Origin of the sequence: Nitratidesulfovibrio sp., from assembly GCF_040373385.1 — a bacterium.
Taxonomy (GTDB): domain Bacteria; phylum Desulfobacterota; class Desulfovibrionia; order Desulfovibrionales; family Desulfovibrionaceae; genus Cupidesulfovibrio.
This window is the reverse complement of the sequence record NZ_JBDXXH010000004.1, coordinates 233,497-250,810: the sequence shown is the minus strand read 5'-3', so window position 1 is coordinate 250,810 and position 17,314 is coordinate 233,497. Positions and strand designations below refer to the sequence as shown.

The window sequence follows — 17,314 nt, the reverse complement described above, 5'->3', positions numbered from 1 at the left end:
TCCTTATTGCGGCGGTTCCGGAACATCCAACAGCAGCGTTTCATCCATGGCCACAAGATGGCGGAAGCTTTCCCGACGGCGCAACACGGAGACGCGTCCGCCGTCAACGGCCACTATTGCCGCGCGGGGAAAGGCGAAATTCATGGCATACGACGAAAAGTACGCCCCCGCATCCATCACCGCCAGAACGTCTCCTGCGGCGAGTTCCGGCAGAACCCTGGCCCTGAACAGCCAATCCGACCGCGTGCAGACCCGGCCCGTCACGGTATAGGCGCGGGCGGCAGGACGACGCATGTCGCTGGCAAGAAACGTTTCGTGAAATTCGAAATCACACGGGAAGGCCTGCGACAGCCTGCCTGCATCGGTAATGGCGAACGGCATGCCGCCGGGCCGCTCCTTCACGGCCTTGACCGTGGCAAGCAGCAGTTCCGCCTTGCTGGTCAACAGGCGCCCCGGCTCGATGATCAGTGTCGGCACGGGCAGGTCGTTGGCGGAGCAGAATCGCGATAACGTGACAGCGATGTCCGTCATGTACTGGCGAAAGCCTTGGCACGGCTCCAGGTGCGCGCGGCCCGGCTGCACGCCGAACAGCCTGTACAGCCCGTATTCCATGGCCGACATGTTCTTGCTGGTCTCGACGCCATACCCGCCGCCGATATCCAGATACCGCACGGCAACGCCGTGCCGTCGAACCAACTCGCGCATGAATTCCAGCGCCCGCGTCAGGCACCGCACATGGTAGCCGCTATGCCGTGCATTGCTGGTGATGTTGAAGTGCAAGCCGCACAGGTCCGCATGGTCGGCGTCCGCAAGGATGCGCGCGACGATGTCGTGCACCTCGTCCCCGTCCGGCGGCAGGCCGAACTGCGCGCTGGCGTTCAGGCCAAGCCGCAGCCCGACCCGCGCCCGCCGCCCTTGCGTCCGCGCCTCGGCAAGGATGACATCGACCTCATCGCGGCTGTCGATGTTGATCAGCGACCCGCGGGCGATGGCACGGGCGATGCTGCCCCGCGACTTGTCCACCCCGTTGTAGACGATCAGGCCACCCGGCACTCCAAGGCTCTCGGCCACCCAGTACTCGTAGCCGGAAATGGCCTCCGCCCCCACGCCCGCTTCGTGCATGATGCCGAGAATGCCGGGGATGCAGTTGGTCTTGTACGAGTAGGCCACCATGGCATCGCCGAACAGTTCGTCCATCACCCCCTTCACCTCCGCCACACGGCGCCGCAATGCTCCGGCATGCACCACCAGAAGCGGCGTGCCGTATTCCCTGGCCAGTTGCGCGCAGGAAACGCCATCAACGGCCAATTCACCACGTCCGTCCACCTGGACGTCCCACAAGGCCACGTCCGGCATCGCCTGCCGCCGCTGCCGCCTGCACGACAGCCCGACCAGCGCATTGCCAACGGTTTCCAAGAACGACATGTGCACCTCGCCTACAAAGAACGTGTGTAGCGACGCATGGACTCTGGAAGAGCTTGCATCACCTTCCTGCAAACGCTGCGTATCGGCCATGCGAAAAACGGCAGCGGATCGTGGATGTCCCAATCATCGCATTCCACAATGGCCTGCTCGCGTTCGCCGGAAAGCATACCCATTGCCGTACGGCGCATCACCAATGGCAAGCTCCCCCGCACAGCACGGCTGAGCCACGCCGTTGTGACGGAGTAGCTGCGTGGAAGCACCGTAAAATTCATCCTTCCCTGCGACAGCAGGCAATAATAATACGGAAAATCAATTCCTCGGGCCGTGCTCTGCACCAGAGAATTCCAGTACCGCGCATTGACGTCTATGAGATATGCATCCCCCGTATCAGGCTCCACAATAAAGTCCGCCTGGCACACGCCTGTCCACTCCACATACGCGAGCAATGCCTTCAGTGCGTCCACTGCCGCATCGCTACATACAGTCTCGCGGACTGTCGACTGTCCGTATCGGCTGGGGTACGTGGCGACAATGCGGTACGAATCCCACGCGTGCGCCTTTCCGCCCGCACAAATCATGGCGACGCAGACCACATCGCCCGACATCCTGCGCTGGACGAAATAGTCGGCCCTCTGGCGCGGCTCCATGCCCGCGATGAACGTGCGCAACGCAGTAGCGTTCGTGAATTCGGTCATGCCATACCCGCCCCACCCCCACACGGGCTTGGCAAGACTCGGATATGTCACCTCGTCGGCCAGCGACGTTTCCGCTGCCAGCCGCTCCACGGCCCAGTATTCCGGCACCTTCAGTCCCGCACCTCGCGCAAGTTCGTACGTATGGTATTTGTTCGAAAACACCTGCAACGCCTCGGCATCGCCCACCAGCATGGACACGTGCCGTTCCAGTTCACCCCGGCTGCGGGATATCGGCGCGGCTTCGCCCAGCACGGGCATCAGGATATCCACGCCGTTATCAATGCATATCCGCATCACGTCGTCGATGAATGCTTGCTCGTCCGTTTTGTGGTCGGCGTGAACGAACGTTTTGCTCACGTATTTTGAATAGGAGCATATCTGATTTTGGACGCAATCCGCAGCCAACACGCCGTATCCGTGCCCATGCAGGTTTTTTGCTATGACACGCGCAAGCATCGTATCCGCCGAAAGAACAAGTACGGTACTCATTTCCGCTCCTTTCGCGGCGGGGCGAGGCGAGCCATCAGGTCCGCAAGGCACCCCCCGTGCAGGCAACGCACCTCCTTCTTCAGCCATGCCCACATGGTGCACAGCGGGTACAGCGCAAAGCCGATCAACACCGTGCATGCCAGCACGCCGGGCACCGTGAACGCCACGTCCCGCACCCCCGCAAGCCAGCCGCCCCCGGTTGCGTTGCCCAGGAACGCCGCCAGTGCGCGCACCACCACAAGATGCCCCACATAGTAGGCCAACGGGGTTCCGCCCAGTGTGCGCAGTGCGATGGAACGCACTCCCCACTGCTCCATGCCCGCCAGCGCAAGGGACATGACACCCAGCGTCAGCAAAAGAAATTGAAACGATGGCGGATACTTGGTCACATTCACGAAGGATGCTGCCGTCCGCCACGCCAGGTCGTACTGCGCCCACGGATGCGGGTCGCCATACCCGCCAAAGCCGCGCAGCAGAACGAACAGCACCAGGCAACCGCCGCCTGCGGCGTACAACGCCTGGCATCGGCTGCGGGATTCCCGGCGAAACATCCCGCCTGACAGGTAGCCGAGCAGCATCACCCCGAACCACGGCAGCACCGGATACAGCGCGTATATTGTGCCAATCCCCGGCAGTTCGATCGTCGAGCTTGCGAATGCCAACCGCCACGCCACATCAACCGCGCCGCCGGGCAGGGTCACCCCGTCCAGCGCGTTGTGTCCGGCCACGATGGCAACGCCGATCGCCCACAGCACCGGGCCAGACAGGTGCACCGCCACGGACAGCAACATCATGGATACGCCGATGGGCCACAGTACATCCAGGACCACATGCCCGCTCCCGGAAAGCAAATGCCTTCCGTTGAGCACCGTATTGATGCCGATCAGCATCATCCCCCGCAGGGCGACATGTCGAGTAACATCGTGCGTGCTCCCCCTGCGGTCACGCCACATGCACACGCTGACGCCCGCCAGAAAAATGAAGACCGGCGCGCACAGGTGGGTTATCCAGCGCATCAGAAACAGCAGGGGCGTCGTATCGGACGCGAGGTCCGTCGGGTTGCCGGGCAGAGGCGAACCTTCCCCCCACAACAGATTGGCATGCATGGTGAAACTTCCGCGCACATGATCCAGCGTCATCAGCACCATGACAAGGCCGCGCAGGATGTCGATGGATGCGATGCGAGGGCGAAGCGGCAGGATGGCATCGGGGAGCCTGGCCGGGTGACCGTTGGCCTGCGGGCCATTTTCGCTGTTCCGTTCCATCTAGCCACCTGTTCCTGCGGCGCGGTGCACAGCTGCGTTGACCGCGTTCGCAAGCACGCGATGGCATGCGGCCACCAGACGCGCGTAGACCGTCATGAACAGCTTCGCCAGCGCCACGTTCATGAGCAGCACCAGCAGCGAATCCAGATACGGCAACGCCGTGAACGGCAACCGGAAATAACTGTGGATGATATAGAGCGGCAGCAGTATGTCGCCCACCGCCAGCACCAGCCAGCCCAACTGCGGCGGACGAGTGGCGTGCAGGCTGAGTGCAGCAAGGGCGTAGCCGAGCATGCCGATGATGGCGTAGGCGGCCACCGGTGCATGCCCAAGGGCCCTGTATGCGGCTGCAAACACGCATGCTGCCGCCAGCACGGCAAGGCCGCCGCGCATGCCCTTTCCGACGAAGCGGGCATGCCAGAACCCCGCCACGAAGCCCACCGCCGTAGACCACAACGAATACCCATAGGGAGAGACGTATTGCATGACCGCCGCAACGGCGATACTTCCCGCAAGCAACAGGTGACCCGTGCGCGGCGTTGTCACGCGCCGCGACATGAGGGGGTATGCGGCGTAGAACAACAACAGCAGCGTAAAGAACCACTGCCCGGCGCCGAACGGACTTTCGTTGCGGATGCCGAACCAGTTGAGGAAGCCGTTCAAGCCCGCCAGATTGACCAGCGTGTGCCATGTGAACACGCCGGGCCGTCCCGTGACGATAAAGAACGCACCCAGGACAAGGTTCAGGAACAGGAACAACCCGAAAACGCGCGGAACCTTGCGTGACCAGTAGCCGCCCATGCGTTGCGGATCGGCGTAGCGGACCGACGTGAAGTAGGCCGATGTGGCCGCGAAAAAGAAAAGGCCCACATCGCCGGGTACCCACCACAGCTGCATCAGCGGGTCCGCTGTCGGCCCGGGGGTGCTCCCGCCGTCCGCGCCGCCCTGGTGGATATGCCCGTAACAGATGACTAGCAGAAACAGCAGCTTCATGGCCTGCACCGTTACGTTGCGGCCCGGATCGGATCGTGTCATGTCGGCCTCCGTCCCCTTGCCCCGCGCTTTGCCCGGCGCCCCCGCCCATGACGGGGATTCGCGGCACGCGTTTATTCCCACACGCCGCGCAAGGCGTCGTACCGGTCCGCGTCACGGGCGAACGGGCTGAACCTGCGCAACAGATTGCCCCCGCACCACGCCAGCAACGGCAACGGGTCGGACAGCTCGAAATCGTCATGTGCCGCGGCGCTGCGGTGGCGACGCATCGCATCTAGCAGAAAGTCCAGCTTGCGCGGTGCCCCCTTCAGGCACGCACCGAAGCGCAGCACGTCGCCTCCAAGCCAGCGCGTCACCACCCCGTCCTTTCCCGCGGCAGGTGAAAAATCCCGCTCCTTCACAGCCAACTTATAGTAATAGTACGGAAAATCTATTCCCCGCGTCATGCTTTGCACAAGCGAACCCCAGAACCGAGGGTTCACGTCGATAAGGTATGCCCGGCCAGTTGCAGCATCGACAATGAAGTCCGCCTCGCACACGCCCGTCCAGCCCACGGCGTCAAGCAGCCGTTGCAGACCCTGCTCCGCCTCCAGACACCGGGTCGACTCGCGCAGGGTGGCCTGGCCGTAGGGCCACGGATATGTCTCCAGCGTCCGGTACGCGTCCGAGGCAAGCAACGTCCCGCCGTCGTACAGCATGGCCACGCATACGGTGTCTCCGCATACCTTCTGCTGCACAAGGCTGTTGCATCCCGCAGCCGTCCGTTCCCGCGCGATTTCGCAAAGGCGCTGCGGCGTCGTCGCCTCCTCCACGGCCCAGCCGCCCCCCCCCTGCATGGGCTTGACGACCACCGGGTAGGCAAGTCCTTCGGCCAGGGCCTCGTCCCGCGCAATGTCCGCCAGATCACGGGTGGCGGGCATGGCCACGCCGCACGACGCCGCCAGTTGCCGCAACAAGCCCTTGTCGTGCAAGGCGAGCATGGCGGAGTAGTCGGCCAGCAGCAGCCCCACCCGTTGCCCCAGCCGTTGGCGGTTGCGCGCGATCATGTAGGTTTCCTCCAGCACCGGCACCAGCACGTCGATGCGTTCGCGCTTGATGATGGTTTCCATGTCGTCCAGAAACCGCTGTTCGTCGCGAAAGGGTGACGTGTAGCGCACCGCGCGCGTCACATGGCGCGAGTGGAACGCCATCGCGTGGGGCACCGAGTCTGCCGCAACGACATCTATGCCCCGCCGCGCAAGGCTTTTGCATATATTGTAGGCAACGCGCGTTCTTGCCGACGTTACCAGGACCCTGCCCATGTTCGCCCTCCCGGCTCTGGTCGTTTGCCCGCCCACACCGTTACCGGTCCGGCGGAAGGTGGGGACCGGACCATATTCCGCCGCCAAAGGTGGTCACGATCATGTGGTTGCGCGATGCAGGATCGAAAACGACGTTCAGCACGCTTGCGAAGGGGAACTCCGCGTAATGCTTCCAGGTGGCGCCGCCGTCACGGCTGTAGATCAGGCCGTGCAGGGTCGTGCCCACGTACACCAGCCTGGGGTCGTCCGGGTGCACCACCACGACCATCGTGTTGTCGAAGTTGTCGCCGCCAGCCAGAGTGCGGAGGTCGTTGTCCGTCAGGATGTGCCGCCAGGCGCCCCCCCCGTCGGTGGTCTTGTACACGCCGCCTTCCTGCCAGTGACCGGGTGCCGTGGCTGCGCTGACGTAGATGACGCGGTCGTCGGACGGATCGAAGGAGAAATTGGTGCTCCACCACGCAAGGTTCGAGCCAAGGGTAAGGTTCTGCCAGCTCTCCCCGCCGTTGGTCGAACGCCACAGCCCGCCAGGTATGTTGAAGAATGTCGGTTTGGTGGGGCCGCGCAAGCCCGTGATGAGGCAGTACAGATGCCTCGTGCGGGGGTGCAGCCGCACCCGGTAGACGTGGAGGTTGCCGGGCGCCCCCAGCCCCTTGGACTTGCGCTCCCACGTGCGCCCGCCGTCCATCGACTTGTACACGCCCGCCTTGTCGTCATCGCCCTCGCCGAAAAGGCCCGCGTACAGCACCCGGGCATCCACGGGCGAACGCTCGTCCAGGGCCACGGTGGTGCAGGTCTGGTTGGGCAGCGCCCCCGGCGCGCGCAATGCATAGGGCACCTTCCACGTGGCGGCGTGGTCGTCTGTCATCACCACGCCGCCGTTGGCGTGGATGGAGTAGCCCATTTCGGTGGGGGTCAGTTCTGTGTAGTGCGGTATGTCGTGCCGCATGCTGGCTGCCGCGTACATCCTGCCGGGCACGACCGGGTCGGGGGCCACGTCGTAGAAGGTGTTGGTCCATGGCGCCCCCTTGGCCCCCCACTGCCAGGTCTCGCCCCTGTCCGTGGACCGGGCAAAGCCGATATCGGTGTAGGCGATGTAGTGCCGTTCCGGGTCGTGTACGTCGAACACGTAGTTCCACGTGCTGGTTATCTCCAGGCCGATGCTGCGCAGCCGTGGTCCCTTTTCACCCGCCGCTGGCGGCAGTTCACGGGTCATGATCTGCGACCATGAATCGCCCCCGTCACGGCTGGCGTACAGGTCGCCCTGCGTTGCCACCAGCAGGAAGCCATCGCCCGCCGGGTTCACTCCCAGCCCCTTTGCGGTGATGTAGTACCCCCACCCCAGTTGCGTCTGCACCCAGGACCGTTCGACGTTCATGCCGATGGGAACCCTGTCCCACGGCATGGCCATGCGAAACGTGCGTTGCCATGTGCGGCCCCCGTCGGTGCTGCGCAGCACCTGCCTGTGCTCCACGGTGCCGGTCTGGGCCGCATAAGCCGTGCGGGTCTGCCCAGGGGCCATCACCAGCAGGTTCTCTCCCTGGTAGGACGGCGTTGCCCGCGCCCACGTGGCCCCGGCATCGACGGAGCGAATGATGCCAACGCCCTGCATGGCGGCCAGCAGCACAAGTTCGCCTTCGTCCATGCCGCCCGTCATGCTTGTTGCCTTGCCTCCGTCCATGCGCGCGCCGCCGAGCAGCGCGGGGGTCGGAACCCACGTCCTGCCCCTGTCCGTACTGACGACAAACCCGTCCTTTTCGCTGAAGGTGCGTACGACATCGCCAAGGGCCAGCAGTTCCACCGTCTTGCCGTGCAGTACCTGTTGCCAGGCCTCGCCCGTCCCCGCCGTCCCTTCCGCCCGCCACACCCCGTCGACAGTGGCCACAAGCAAAACGTCGGGCTGGCCGGGCAACGCGGTGATGTGCCGGATGGGCTTGTCCTTCCACGGACCGGCGGGCCGGGTACGCCAGGTGCATCCCCTGTCGCGGCTGACGGTGACGCGGTTGCGGGCCGTCACCCATGCCATGCCGTCCGGAAAGAACACGGGCGGTGGAGCCAACTGGATGAATTGCAGCCCTTCCCTGAAATGGATCATCGTCCATGTCTTGCCGCCATTTTCCGAACGGAACACGCCGCCCATGTCGGAGGCTACAAACAGCAGTTGCGGATCGTGGGGAGAAATGGTGGGGCAATACATGCCGCCCGCGCCCCCAAGCCCACCCGGCTCGAACAAGCGTTGCGTCCCCGGGCATGCCCCGCCCGGCTGGCGCACGGCCCCTTCCGCCGCCAGCGCGGCCCCCTCGGGCTGCGCGAGAGGGACGAGCAACGCTGCGAGCAGGGCCAGGGCTGCTGCCGCTCCACGCGCGACGCGCATGGCCCGGCCTGCCAGGCCCGAAGGGCCAATAGGTTGTATAAAACCAAAGGTTAACCGCTGATACGTGGGTGGTGCACGCCAACAGAGCGAGGCATGGATACCTTCAGGGTGCGGCATGTATTTCTCCAGTGGAAGGAGCGGGGGCCAAATCCGCCGAGTGGCTGTCGGAACACGCTCCGGCGCCGGGCATTCCGCATTCGGTCGAACGGGGTACGCTCCCCCATCCCGCACGAGAGTGCCGGGGCGGCACTCCCGGCAACCAGGAGCCGGGCATGCCGGGTGCCCCCTCATCAAACCACGCTGTCGCCGGCTCCGCAGGGTTCGCAGTGGCGATCATCGGCGCAAGGCGCGGTCCGGTGTATTCGCGCACCCGTTCCCGGTGTGCTGGCCTTTTGCCCCTGAACACGCTGTGGCGGCACGCAATCATGATGCCTCCCCTGCCACTTCCGTGGCCCCTCATGTTTCGATGCCGTGTTTCTTGAGCAAGTCGTAGAAGGTCGGGCGGCTTACGCCAATGGACAACGACGCCTGCACGATGTTGCCCGCATGCTTGCCAAGCGCCGCAAGCACCATTTCGCGCTCCAGGGCGTTGCGCGCCTCTTTCAGCGTGCCGTCGTAACGGCGGGGAGGAGGGTCTGCCGACGCGGTAGCGTCAAGTCCGAGGTCCACGGGCATGATGCGTTTTCCGGTGCTGAAGATCACGGCCCGGCGGACCTTGTTCTCAAGTTCGCGGACATTGCCGGGCCACGGGTAGCGCCGCATGGCCGCTTCTGCCGCCGGAGCAAAGCCCACGTAACGTGCGCCCTGCTCGCTTGCGAAGCGGGCCAGAAAATGTTCGGCCAGCAGCAGCACGTCGTCTTCGCGCTGGCGCAGCGCGGGGAGGGCAATGGTGACCACCCCGATGCGGTAGTACAGGTCCTCCCGGAAGGATCCGGTCCGGATGCCTTCGGCGATGTCCCGGCTGGTGGCGGCCACGATGCGGGCATTGACGGGTATGTCGCTGCGCCCGCCCACCCGCTGGATGACCATCTCCTGCAGGAACCGCAGCGTCTTCACCTGAAGGTTGATGGGCAGTTCGCCGATCTCGTCGAGAAACAGCGTGCCCTTGTCCGCGTACTCGACCTTGCCTTGCACGCGTTGCGTCGCCCCGGTGAAGGCCCCCTTCTCGTAGCCGAAGAACTCGGCCTCCAGCAGATTGTCGGGAATGGCGCCACAGTTCACCACAACCAGGGACATCTTGTTGCGACGGCTCAGGTTATGGATGGCACGGGCCACCAGTTCCTTGCCGGTGCCCGATTCTCCGGTGATGAGCACGGGAGCATCGGACGCGGCCACCTTTTCGATGGTGGTGAACACCGCGCGCATGGCCCGGCACCGGGCCACGATGCCGCAGCACTGCCCATCACCCGTTGGCGCTTCGCGCTGCACGCCGCGCAGACCGCGCAAAAAGAACGCCCGCCTGATGATGACCTTCAGTTCCGCAAGGTTCACCGGTTTGCGGCTGAAATCGTACGCACCGGCCTGCACCGCGCGCAGGGCGTTCTGCACGTCGTGGTGGCCAGTCACCACGATGATCTGGGCCAGCGGGTCCTGCTCCAGCAATGCATCCAGGCAGCGGAAGCCCTCGGTGACCCCTTCCGGCTCCGGCGGCAGCCCGAGGTCCAGCGTGACCACCTCGGGTCGGTGCTCCCGCTGTACCGCAAGCGCCTCGTCCACCGTGGCGGCAAGAAAAACGTCGAACGGCTCCTTCGACAGCCCCCATCCAAGCTGCCGCCGCACGTCCTCGTTGTCTTCAACGATGAGCAATCCTGGCATGATGCTACCCTTGCCCCGGCGATGGACCGCCGCATACACTCTGGTGGCCTGCGCGCCCCGGCTCCGATGTGCCGAAGGCCACGGTAAACGTCGTTCCCTGGCCCGCACGGGACTCGACGCGTATCCTGCCCCCGTGCGCGTCAACGATCTTGCGGCAATGGTAGAGGCCTATGCCCATGCCGCGCTTCTTGGTGCTGCGGAACGGCTTGAACAACCCGTTGCGCAGCAGGTTGGGATCGATGCCGCCTGCCTCGTCCTGTACCCGGAAGTACGGCGCGCCATCGTTGCCGACATGGACGACGATGGGACCGGCGCCGTTCGCCTCCACGGCGTTCAGGCACAGGTTGATGAACACCTTGCCTATCTGTTCCGCATCGGCCTGCACGGTGGCCCCTTCGCCGGTGAAGCGCAGCTTTGCGCCGGGCACCTGCCCGCAGGCGCGACGGGCAAGGGCCATCAGGTCCACCTCCGCCAGTTGCAGCCCTTCGCGGCCCGGCAAATGGGTCAGTTGCGTGATCAGCATGCGCATGTTGGCCACGCTGTTGGCCAGCGTCTCCATCATGTCGCGCTGAAAGTCCGGCTCGCCCATGAATTCGCGCGAGTTTTCCACCAGCAGCGACAGCGCGTAGACCTGATTCTTGAGGTCATGCATGACCAGCGCGGCAAACCGCCCGAGCGCCTCCATCTCCCGGGCCACGGCAAGCTCGTCGCCAAGGCGGAAGCTGCGTATGCACAACCCTATCTGACGGCCCATGGCCTCCATCAGTTCGAAGTCCTCGACATCGTGTTCCTCGCTGGCGTCAATGGGCGAACTGAGCAGCACAAGCCCCTCCACCTCTTCACCCGCGCGCACCGGCAACACCAGCGTGGCCCCCGCATCGGCAAGGTAGCGCACCGTTCCGGACGGAAGCTCGCCCGCAAGCCGGGCCACCAACAGGGGCACGCCGTCGCGTGCCAACAACGCCGCAAAGGCATCGCCGGACGGCGGCTCGGCAACGGCGTTCATTTCGTAAAACACCCCCGTCTGCACGCAGCCGTCGCGTTCGTGGTCCGCTGGCAGGAAGGCCGCCCCAACGAAGCCGAACACCTCGCATAACCCTACCAACATGACATCGATAAACTCCCGGGTGTCGCGCGCGCGGGAAAGGCGGTCGGTAAACTCGATCCATTGAGTGCGGTAGTCGTATTTCTCGTTGTAGAAGGTGCGGTGCAGCCAGATGCTGGCCCGTCGGCGCAGCCGTTCGGAAAGCAGGACCAGCAGCGCCGCGAGCCCCGCCGCGAAAACAAGCCCCATCCCCAACTGCTTGTCGAAGTCCGCGCCGAACAGGCGCACGCCCTCCCGGGCCACGCCAAGCCCGACAAGGTATACGCCGGCGAAGACCACTGCCACGGAACGAAAGGCCAGCCGCCGCGCGATGGATACCTTGCCGCTGCCGCGCCGCGTTTCGGCGAACAGCAGCAGCAGAAGCCCGGCGGTGATGCCGCAGTTGCGCAACCCCAGGTATCCGAGGTCGTGCACTCGAAACATGAGGCCCTGCCCGTATTGCAAGGCAAAGGACACCAGCACCACCCCCGCGCCCACCAGCGCAAGCTTGATGCGCCAGCGTTCGCTATGGCGACTGCTGCGCAGCGTCGTCTCCAGATTACCTGCGGCCAGCAGCATGCACAGCACGACCTGCAGGTAGAAGAAGAACGCGCGCGGCTCCAGGTACAGCACCCGTTCCGCGTTGAAATCGGCAAGATAGAACAGTTCGGACGACCGCAGGACCACGGCCATGACCAACGGCGAGAACGACAGCACGCAGAGTACCCTGTTGAGCAGCGACCACGTGCGCCACGTGCCTTCGCGCCCGTAGCACAGGCTGAACGCTATCCACGCCGGGCACAGCGCGGCCTGGAGCACCACCACGCCATCCAGGACACCGGCGTTGAAGGAGGGCGCCACGGCAAGATACCCGTCAGTTCCCACGAGCCCCGCCGTCACCAGCAATGCGGGCACCACGCCCAGCGAAGCGCGCAGCCCGGGAATGAGCACGGCGCGCGCCGCCAGCACGAGGGCCAGCGCCACACAGGCGAACGCAAGAATGACGACGATCATGACAGCTCCATCAGGACGGAAGGTATGTCAGCAACATCGGGTAGACACGGCGGATGAACGCCGCCACCGCCTCGTCCGCGCCCTGCTCCTGCCGCAGCGGCACGTCCACGCGCACGAACGCCGCGTCCTTGCGCCGGTCGAGGAACGAATTGCGCAATTCGGCGAGCTTCAACTCCATGTCGCCCGTCATCGTCCGGCCGCGCACCTGATACCAGTAGTAGTAGATCGTTCCTTCATCGCCCTTGGCGTAGGCGGCGCGCACGAGGTGCACCGGTCCTGCGGGCGTCTCCACCGTCATGGGGTTAGAGCGCAGCAGGTGCCACCCCGCGCCCGGCAGGCAGTTGCGCGGCGAGTGTATGGGCCCCACCCCCGGCCCTCCGCCGTGATAGCCCACATACAACCCCACCCTTCGCCCCTGTTCGTTGTCGTACTGGCGCATCAGGTAGTCCGAGGGACGCAACACCGAAAGCGTGGCCTGGTCGAACGAGACCTGACCCACGCTGCGCCACTCGTGCAGCAACACCGGAAAGTCCTGCAACGCCCGCGCGGGGGGGACGGTCATTTCCCTCCGGGTATGCACGAACAGGCCCGCCAGCCCCAGGACCAGAAGAACGACCAGCACCTTAGCCGTCATGGGGGCCTCCTTTCGTCGCCGCCGCGTCGCCAGTAGCGCGCAACGCCCAGCCGAGGCACGCCGTGAGGGCCATGGCCGTGGCAAACACGGCAAGCCCGGCGAATTCGTGAAAGAACCCTTCGGCCGCCGCAGGCCCGGCATAGCGCGCCAGCACGCCCGTCATGAATACCCGCAAGGTATTGGCGGCAACGGCAATGGGTATTGTGCCGACCATGAGCGCGCCCCTCCGCCAGCCCGGCGGCAGGAACAGGAAGGCGAACGCGGTGCCGAGGGCCAGAAGGGTGACCAGCGAACGCAGGCCGCTGCATGCATCGACCACCTCCAGGGTGATGTTCGGAAAGATGATAACATTGCCTTCGCGCAGCACCGGCAGCCCGAGCAGCTTCATGCCGCCGGTGGCAGATGCCGAAACAAGCGCCTTGAGCGGCAGGGCGAGGGCGTCGTACACCGTGTAGGGCAGGGGCACCATGAACAGCAGGAACAGCAGCGGCAGCAGCAGGATGCGTAGCACCCGCCAGCCGTATAACAGCTGCACCGTACCGATGAGCATGGGCACCAGCGAAGCGCGCATACTGAACAACTCCGTCGTGGCGGCCCCGAACAGCAGCATTGCAAACCCCAACAGCAACGGCACCAGCCCCCACCAGGAAGGGCGCATCTGGGCCGCGCGCAGTTCGGGCAGGCGCTGCATGACGAACCACGCCGAGATGCACGGCACGAAGAAACCATGCGAATAGTTGGGGTCGAACATCCAGTCCCCCACCATGCGCGACAGGATGCTGTGATAGACGACGATGAAAAGCGCGGCCAACGGCACCCAGTGCAGGAGATTTCGCCGCAATGCGGCATCGAATGTCGTATCGGACGTCATAGGGGGGTCCTGCGTTTCTCTCCGGGTTGGGGTGGGCCAGAGCCGTTCGGGAACTCCCCTAGGGCCACAAGCGGCCACGGCGACAGCCGCGCCATCAGGATGCTCCGCCAGGCACGGCGCAGTCGGCACCGCCACCCGCATTTCCGGGCAGTTGGCCTTCGCGCGGGGCATCCACGTAATGCAGTACAACGGCCAGGCCGGGTACGATATTACCTTCGACATAACGGCACGATGCGCGCAGCCGGGCGTCAGCATCGGCGTCGAAGCCGACACCGCGCACCACGTACATGTCGACACGCCCGGTAACCGTCTGGACAAGCCGCAGCGCCCGGACCCCCTTCAGCCTGGCAAGCCGCCGTTCCATCCCCGCGCGGGAAAGACGCCGCCCGTCCGCCTTGACGAACCACGTATCCCCGGTATCCAGACGCATGAGCGGAAAGCCCCTGCCGCAGGGGCAGGCGCCATCGACGGCAATGGCATGATCGCCCGTGTCATACCGCAGCAGCGGCATGGCCCTGTTGTCGAGATCGGTCACCAGCAGGCGCGGCGACACGCCGGGCGCATCCGTCACCCCTGGCGCACCGGCCTGGTCGGGCCGATCGGGCACATCGGGCCAGTCGGATCGGTCGGGCCGGTCGGACTGATCGGGCACGAACTCCACGTATGTGGAATGCGTCAGCATGTGCATGTTGCCGAATTCGCACTCGACGGCGATGCACGGCACCTCGTCGGTGCCATACAGTTGCTGCACACGGCAGCCGAACGCCTGCGTAATGAGTGCGCGCTGCCCTTCATGCAACCGCCCGCCCGTGGCGATGATTCCGCGCACATCGGGCATGCGCGCACCTGTGGCCAGGGCGTGCTCTGCCATGTCGACCAGCACGGAAACCCCGCCATGCACGTAGACCCTGCCGTACCGGCGGATGCCGCGCAGCCATCCGGCAATCTCATCCTTGCCGTAACTGCCCGCATCCACCGTCATGCAGCCGGAAAGCCACTGCCGCACGCCATGGGGCGTCTTACCCCGGCCAGGAGACGGCGAGGGGTGCAGCCGCACCACCATGTCCGAGGTGCGCCACCCTGCAAAAGAAAGGCATAACGACCAGTTGGCGTACATTTCCTCACGCGCGGAAGTATCCTGGCAAAACCGCATGGCGTTCCCCCCTGCGGAAAGGCATTCGCTTCCAATGGGCGGCCCGCCGGATAACGCCGTGGCCGCAAGGTCGGAAGGCCGCGTGAGCACGATGTCGCGCGGCAGTTCCGGCAGCGTCGCGAAGTCGGCGAAACTGCGGATGTCTTCGGGCCGCATGCCCATATCGTCCAGCAACGCGCGGTATCGGGGCACCGTCACATAGGCATGCCGCACCAGCGCGGCCAGCCGCCAGAACTGGCGCTGCCGCAACTCGTCCATGGGCAGCCACTGCAACGCCAGATGCTCGCGCATCCGTGCATCGCGCTGGTTACCGCGAACGCGGTGCAACAACATGCGGGCGTATCCGATCATGCGCGGGCCTCTTTCACGCCGTACAGGTCGAGATAGCCGCGCAGCATGGTGTCGTGGCCACATTGGCTGCGCACCATGTCCAGAGCGCGCAGGCGCATGGCCTCGCGCTCGCGCGGGTTTTCCAGCATCCAGCGCATGGCCCCGGCAAGGGCCTCGGGATCACGGGGGGGCACAACGCGGGCGGTTTCGCCATCGCGCACAAGCTCTCCCAAGCCGCCCACGTCGGTGGTCACCACGGGCACGCCACAGGCCATGGCCTCCAGCACCGCCACCGGCATGCCCTCGACGCGCGACGACAGCACGAACACGCCCATGGCGCGCAGGTGTTCCGGTATGTCCTGCCGGGTTCCCGCGAAATGCACGGCATCGCCAAGGCCAAGGTCCGCGTGCAGGGCCTCCACCTCGGGACGGCACTCCCCGTCGCCCACCAGCAGCAGACGAACGTACGGGTGGACGCGGCTCACGGCGTCGAAGGCTCGCAGCAGCGACGGGTGATCCTTCGCCTCGCAAAACCGCGCCACGTTGCCGAACACGAACGAACGAGTGCCCCACCCCGCCGGCCATGCGGCCACGGCGTTGCCTGGTTCCGCCGGAGCATACCGCGCCACATCCACGCCATTGCGGATGACCCGGATGCGAGGCACCGCCATGCCCACCTCGTTTTTCAGAAACCGGCGCATGTCCTCGGTCACGCACGAGATGTCGCTCAACCACGGGCCGACCATACGCAGCAGACGCCGCACACGGGGTTGCGACTCCAATTGGTGGCGCGAATGCTCGGTGTACACGACGCGCGCCCCGGACAACCACGCCGCCGGAACGGCCCATTGCAGCAGGTAGGCGGCCTGGGCGTGCACCACATCAACCTTTTCCCGCCGCAGCAACGCGGCCAGCGTCCATATGCCCCGAAGCCTGGAATGCCCGATCACGTCAAGGCCGAACCACGGCAGGCCCATCTGCTCGATTTCGGGCACAAGCGGTCCCGTGCTTCCGAACAGCCCGCAGACCGAACCGCGCACCCTGCCGCGTGCCTTGTCCAGCGTGGTCAGGGCCAGCCGTTCCGCACCACCGGGGGCCAACCGGAAAAGCAGTTGCATGACGTGGGGCATCGTGCCGCGCGGCGCATCGGGTACTGTCATCGGCCATTCCCCTTTGCATCGCCGCCCCCCTCGCTGGGCTGCGGTTCCACGCCGCAACCGCCCGCAGACACCCCGTCACCGCGCTGGCGTATGACACGCGCGGGCACGCCCACCGCGATGCTGTACGGCGCGAGGGGTTCCGTCACCACGCTGCCCGCCGCCACCACGCACCCCTCGCCAATTTCGGCCATGACGATGACGCCGTTGCCTATCCAGCAATCGCGGCCAATGCGCACAAGGGCGGGCGCCCCGCCCTGCAACCTGATGGGCGTGCGGATATCATCGAAGAAATGCTGGTTCCTGCCGCTGGTGACGAGAACGTACGAACCGATCAGGCAGTCGTCGCCTATCTCCACCCACCCGAGGTTGCAGTGCGAGCCGATGTACACGTTGCGCCCCACGGCGGCTTCGGGAGTGACGAAGGTGGTCATGAACTCGATGACGCATTCCTGCGGGCAACCACGCAGGGCCAGGCGGTAGAACCCGGCCCGCAGCACCGAACCGTAGACGCCGGGCAGCAGCGACAACAACTGCGACATGCCCATGAACGACCGCTGACGCCCAAGGAAGAGCGACTCCAGCCGGTGCAGCAGATAGGGCGCAAGCGCCAGCAACAGCGCCAGGGCGTGCACCGCCGTTCTCATCATTGTTCGGGGCGAATCTTTCATCATGGCTCCCGGAGGCGGGTCGTCGCGGTGGACGACCGTGCCGTGT

Annotated in this window: 13 protein-coding genes; all 13 read right to left on the bottom strand. The window is 65.3% G+C overall.

The window, feature by feature from the left end; genetic code table 11:
* Positions 1 to 3 precede the first annotated feature (3 nt).
* Positions 4 to 1,425 (bottom strand): type III PLP-dependent enzyme domain-containing protein, encoded by a 1,422-nt coding sequence (locus ABWO17_RS09375; RefSeq protein WP_353117867.1) that lies wholly within the window; start codon positions 1,423 to 1,425, stop codon positions 4 to 6.
* Between the two features lie 11 nt (positions 1,426 to 1,436).
* On the bottom strand, positions 1,437 to 2,609 hold the full coding sequence (locus ABWO17_RS09370) for an ATP-grasp domain-containing protein (RefSeq protein ID WP_353117865.1): 1,173 nt from the start codon (positions 2,607 to 2,609) through the stop codon (positions 1,437 to 1,439).
* Positions 2,606 to 3,874, bottom strand: coding sequence for an acetyltransferase domain-containing protein (locus tag ABWO17_RS09365; protein ID WP_353117863.1), 1,269 nt, complete (start codon positions 3,872 to 3,874; stop codon positions 2,606 to 2,608). Before ABWO17_RS09365 ends, ABWO17_RS09370 begins: the two co-directional genes overlap by 4 nt.
* The gene (locus ABWO17_RS09360) at positions 3,875 to 4,909 is read right to left on the bottom strand and encodes an acyltransferase family protein (RefSeq protein WP_353117862.1); all 1,035 of its coding nucleotides are present in this window, start codon (positions 4,907 to 4,909) and stop codon (positions 3,875 to 3,877) included.
* A gap of 71 nt (positions 4,910 to 4,980) precedes the next feature.
* Complete coding sequence (locus ABWO17_RS09355; protein ID WP_353117860.1) at positions 4,981 to 6,057, bottom strand: carboxylate--amine ligase; 1,077 nt, start codon at positions 6,055 to 6,057, stop codon at positions 4,981 to 4,983.
* Positions 6,058 to 6,208: 151 nt separating this feature from the next.
* Positions 6,209 to 8,539 carry a WD40/YVTN/BNR-like repeat-containing protein gene (locus ABWO17_RS09350; protein ID WP_353117859.1) on the bottom strand — a complete coding sequence of 777 codons (2,331 nt, stop codon included), beginning with the start codon at positions 8,537 to 8,539 and terminating at the stop codon, positions 6,209 to 6,211.
* A gap of 456 nt (positions 8,540 to 8,995) precedes the next feature.
* Positions 8,996 to 10,354 (bottom strand): PEP-CTERM-box response regulator transcription factor, encoded by a 1,359-nt coding sequence (prsR, locus tag ABWO17_RS09345; protein ID WP_353117857.1) that lies wholly within the window; start codon positions 10,352 to 10,354, stop codon positions 8,996 to 8,998.
* Between the two features lie 4 nt (positions 10,355 to 10,358).
* Positions 10,359 to 12,452: an XrtA/PEP-CTERM system histidine kinase PrsK gene (gene prsK / locus ABWO17_RS09340; RefSeq protein WP_353117856.1), complete on the bottom strand. Its 2,094-nt coding sequence runs from the start codon at positions 12,450 to 12,452 to the stop codon at positions 10,359 to 10,361.
* A gap of 10 nt (positions 12,453 to 12,462) precedes the next feature.
* Positions 12,463 to 13,086, bottom strand: coding sequence for an exosortase C-terminal domain/associated protein EpsI (locus ABWO17_RS09335; RefSeq protein ID WP_353117854.1), 624 nt, complete (start codon positions 13,084 to 13,086; stop codon positions 12,463 to 12,465).
* Complete coding sequence (gene xrtA / locus ABWO17_RS09330) at positions 13,076 to 13,957, bottom strand: exosortase A (RefSeq protein WP_353117852.1); 882 nt, start codon at positions 13,955 to 13,957, stop codon at positions 13,076 to 13,078. Before xrtA ends, ABWO17_RS09335 begins: the two co-directional genes overlap by 11 nt.
* A gap of 94 nt (positions 13,958 to 14,051) precedes the next feature.
* Complete coding sequence (locus ABWO17_RS09325; protein WP_353117850.1) at positions 14,052 to 15,461, bottom strand: phenylacetate--CoA ligase family protein; 1,410 nt, start codon at positions 15,459 to 15,461, stop codon at positions 14,052 to 14,054.
* Positions 15,458 to 16,558, bottom strand: coding sequence for a glycosyltransferase (locus ABWO17_RS09320; protein ID WP_353117848.1), 1,101 nt, complete (start codon positions 16,556 to 16,558; stop codon positions 15,458 to 15,460). The genes ABWO17_RS09325 and ABWO17_RS09320 overlap by 4 nt, the downstream gene beginning before the upstream one ends.
* Before the next feature lie 38 nt (positions 16,559 to 16,596).
* Positions 16,597 to 17,268: an acyltransferase gene (locus tag ABWO17_RS09315; protein ID WP_353117846.1), complete on the bottom strand. Its 672-nt coding sequence runs from the start codon at positions 17,266 to 17,268 to the stop codon at positions 16,597 to 16,599.
* Positions 17,269 to 17,314: the final 46 nt, after the last annotated feature.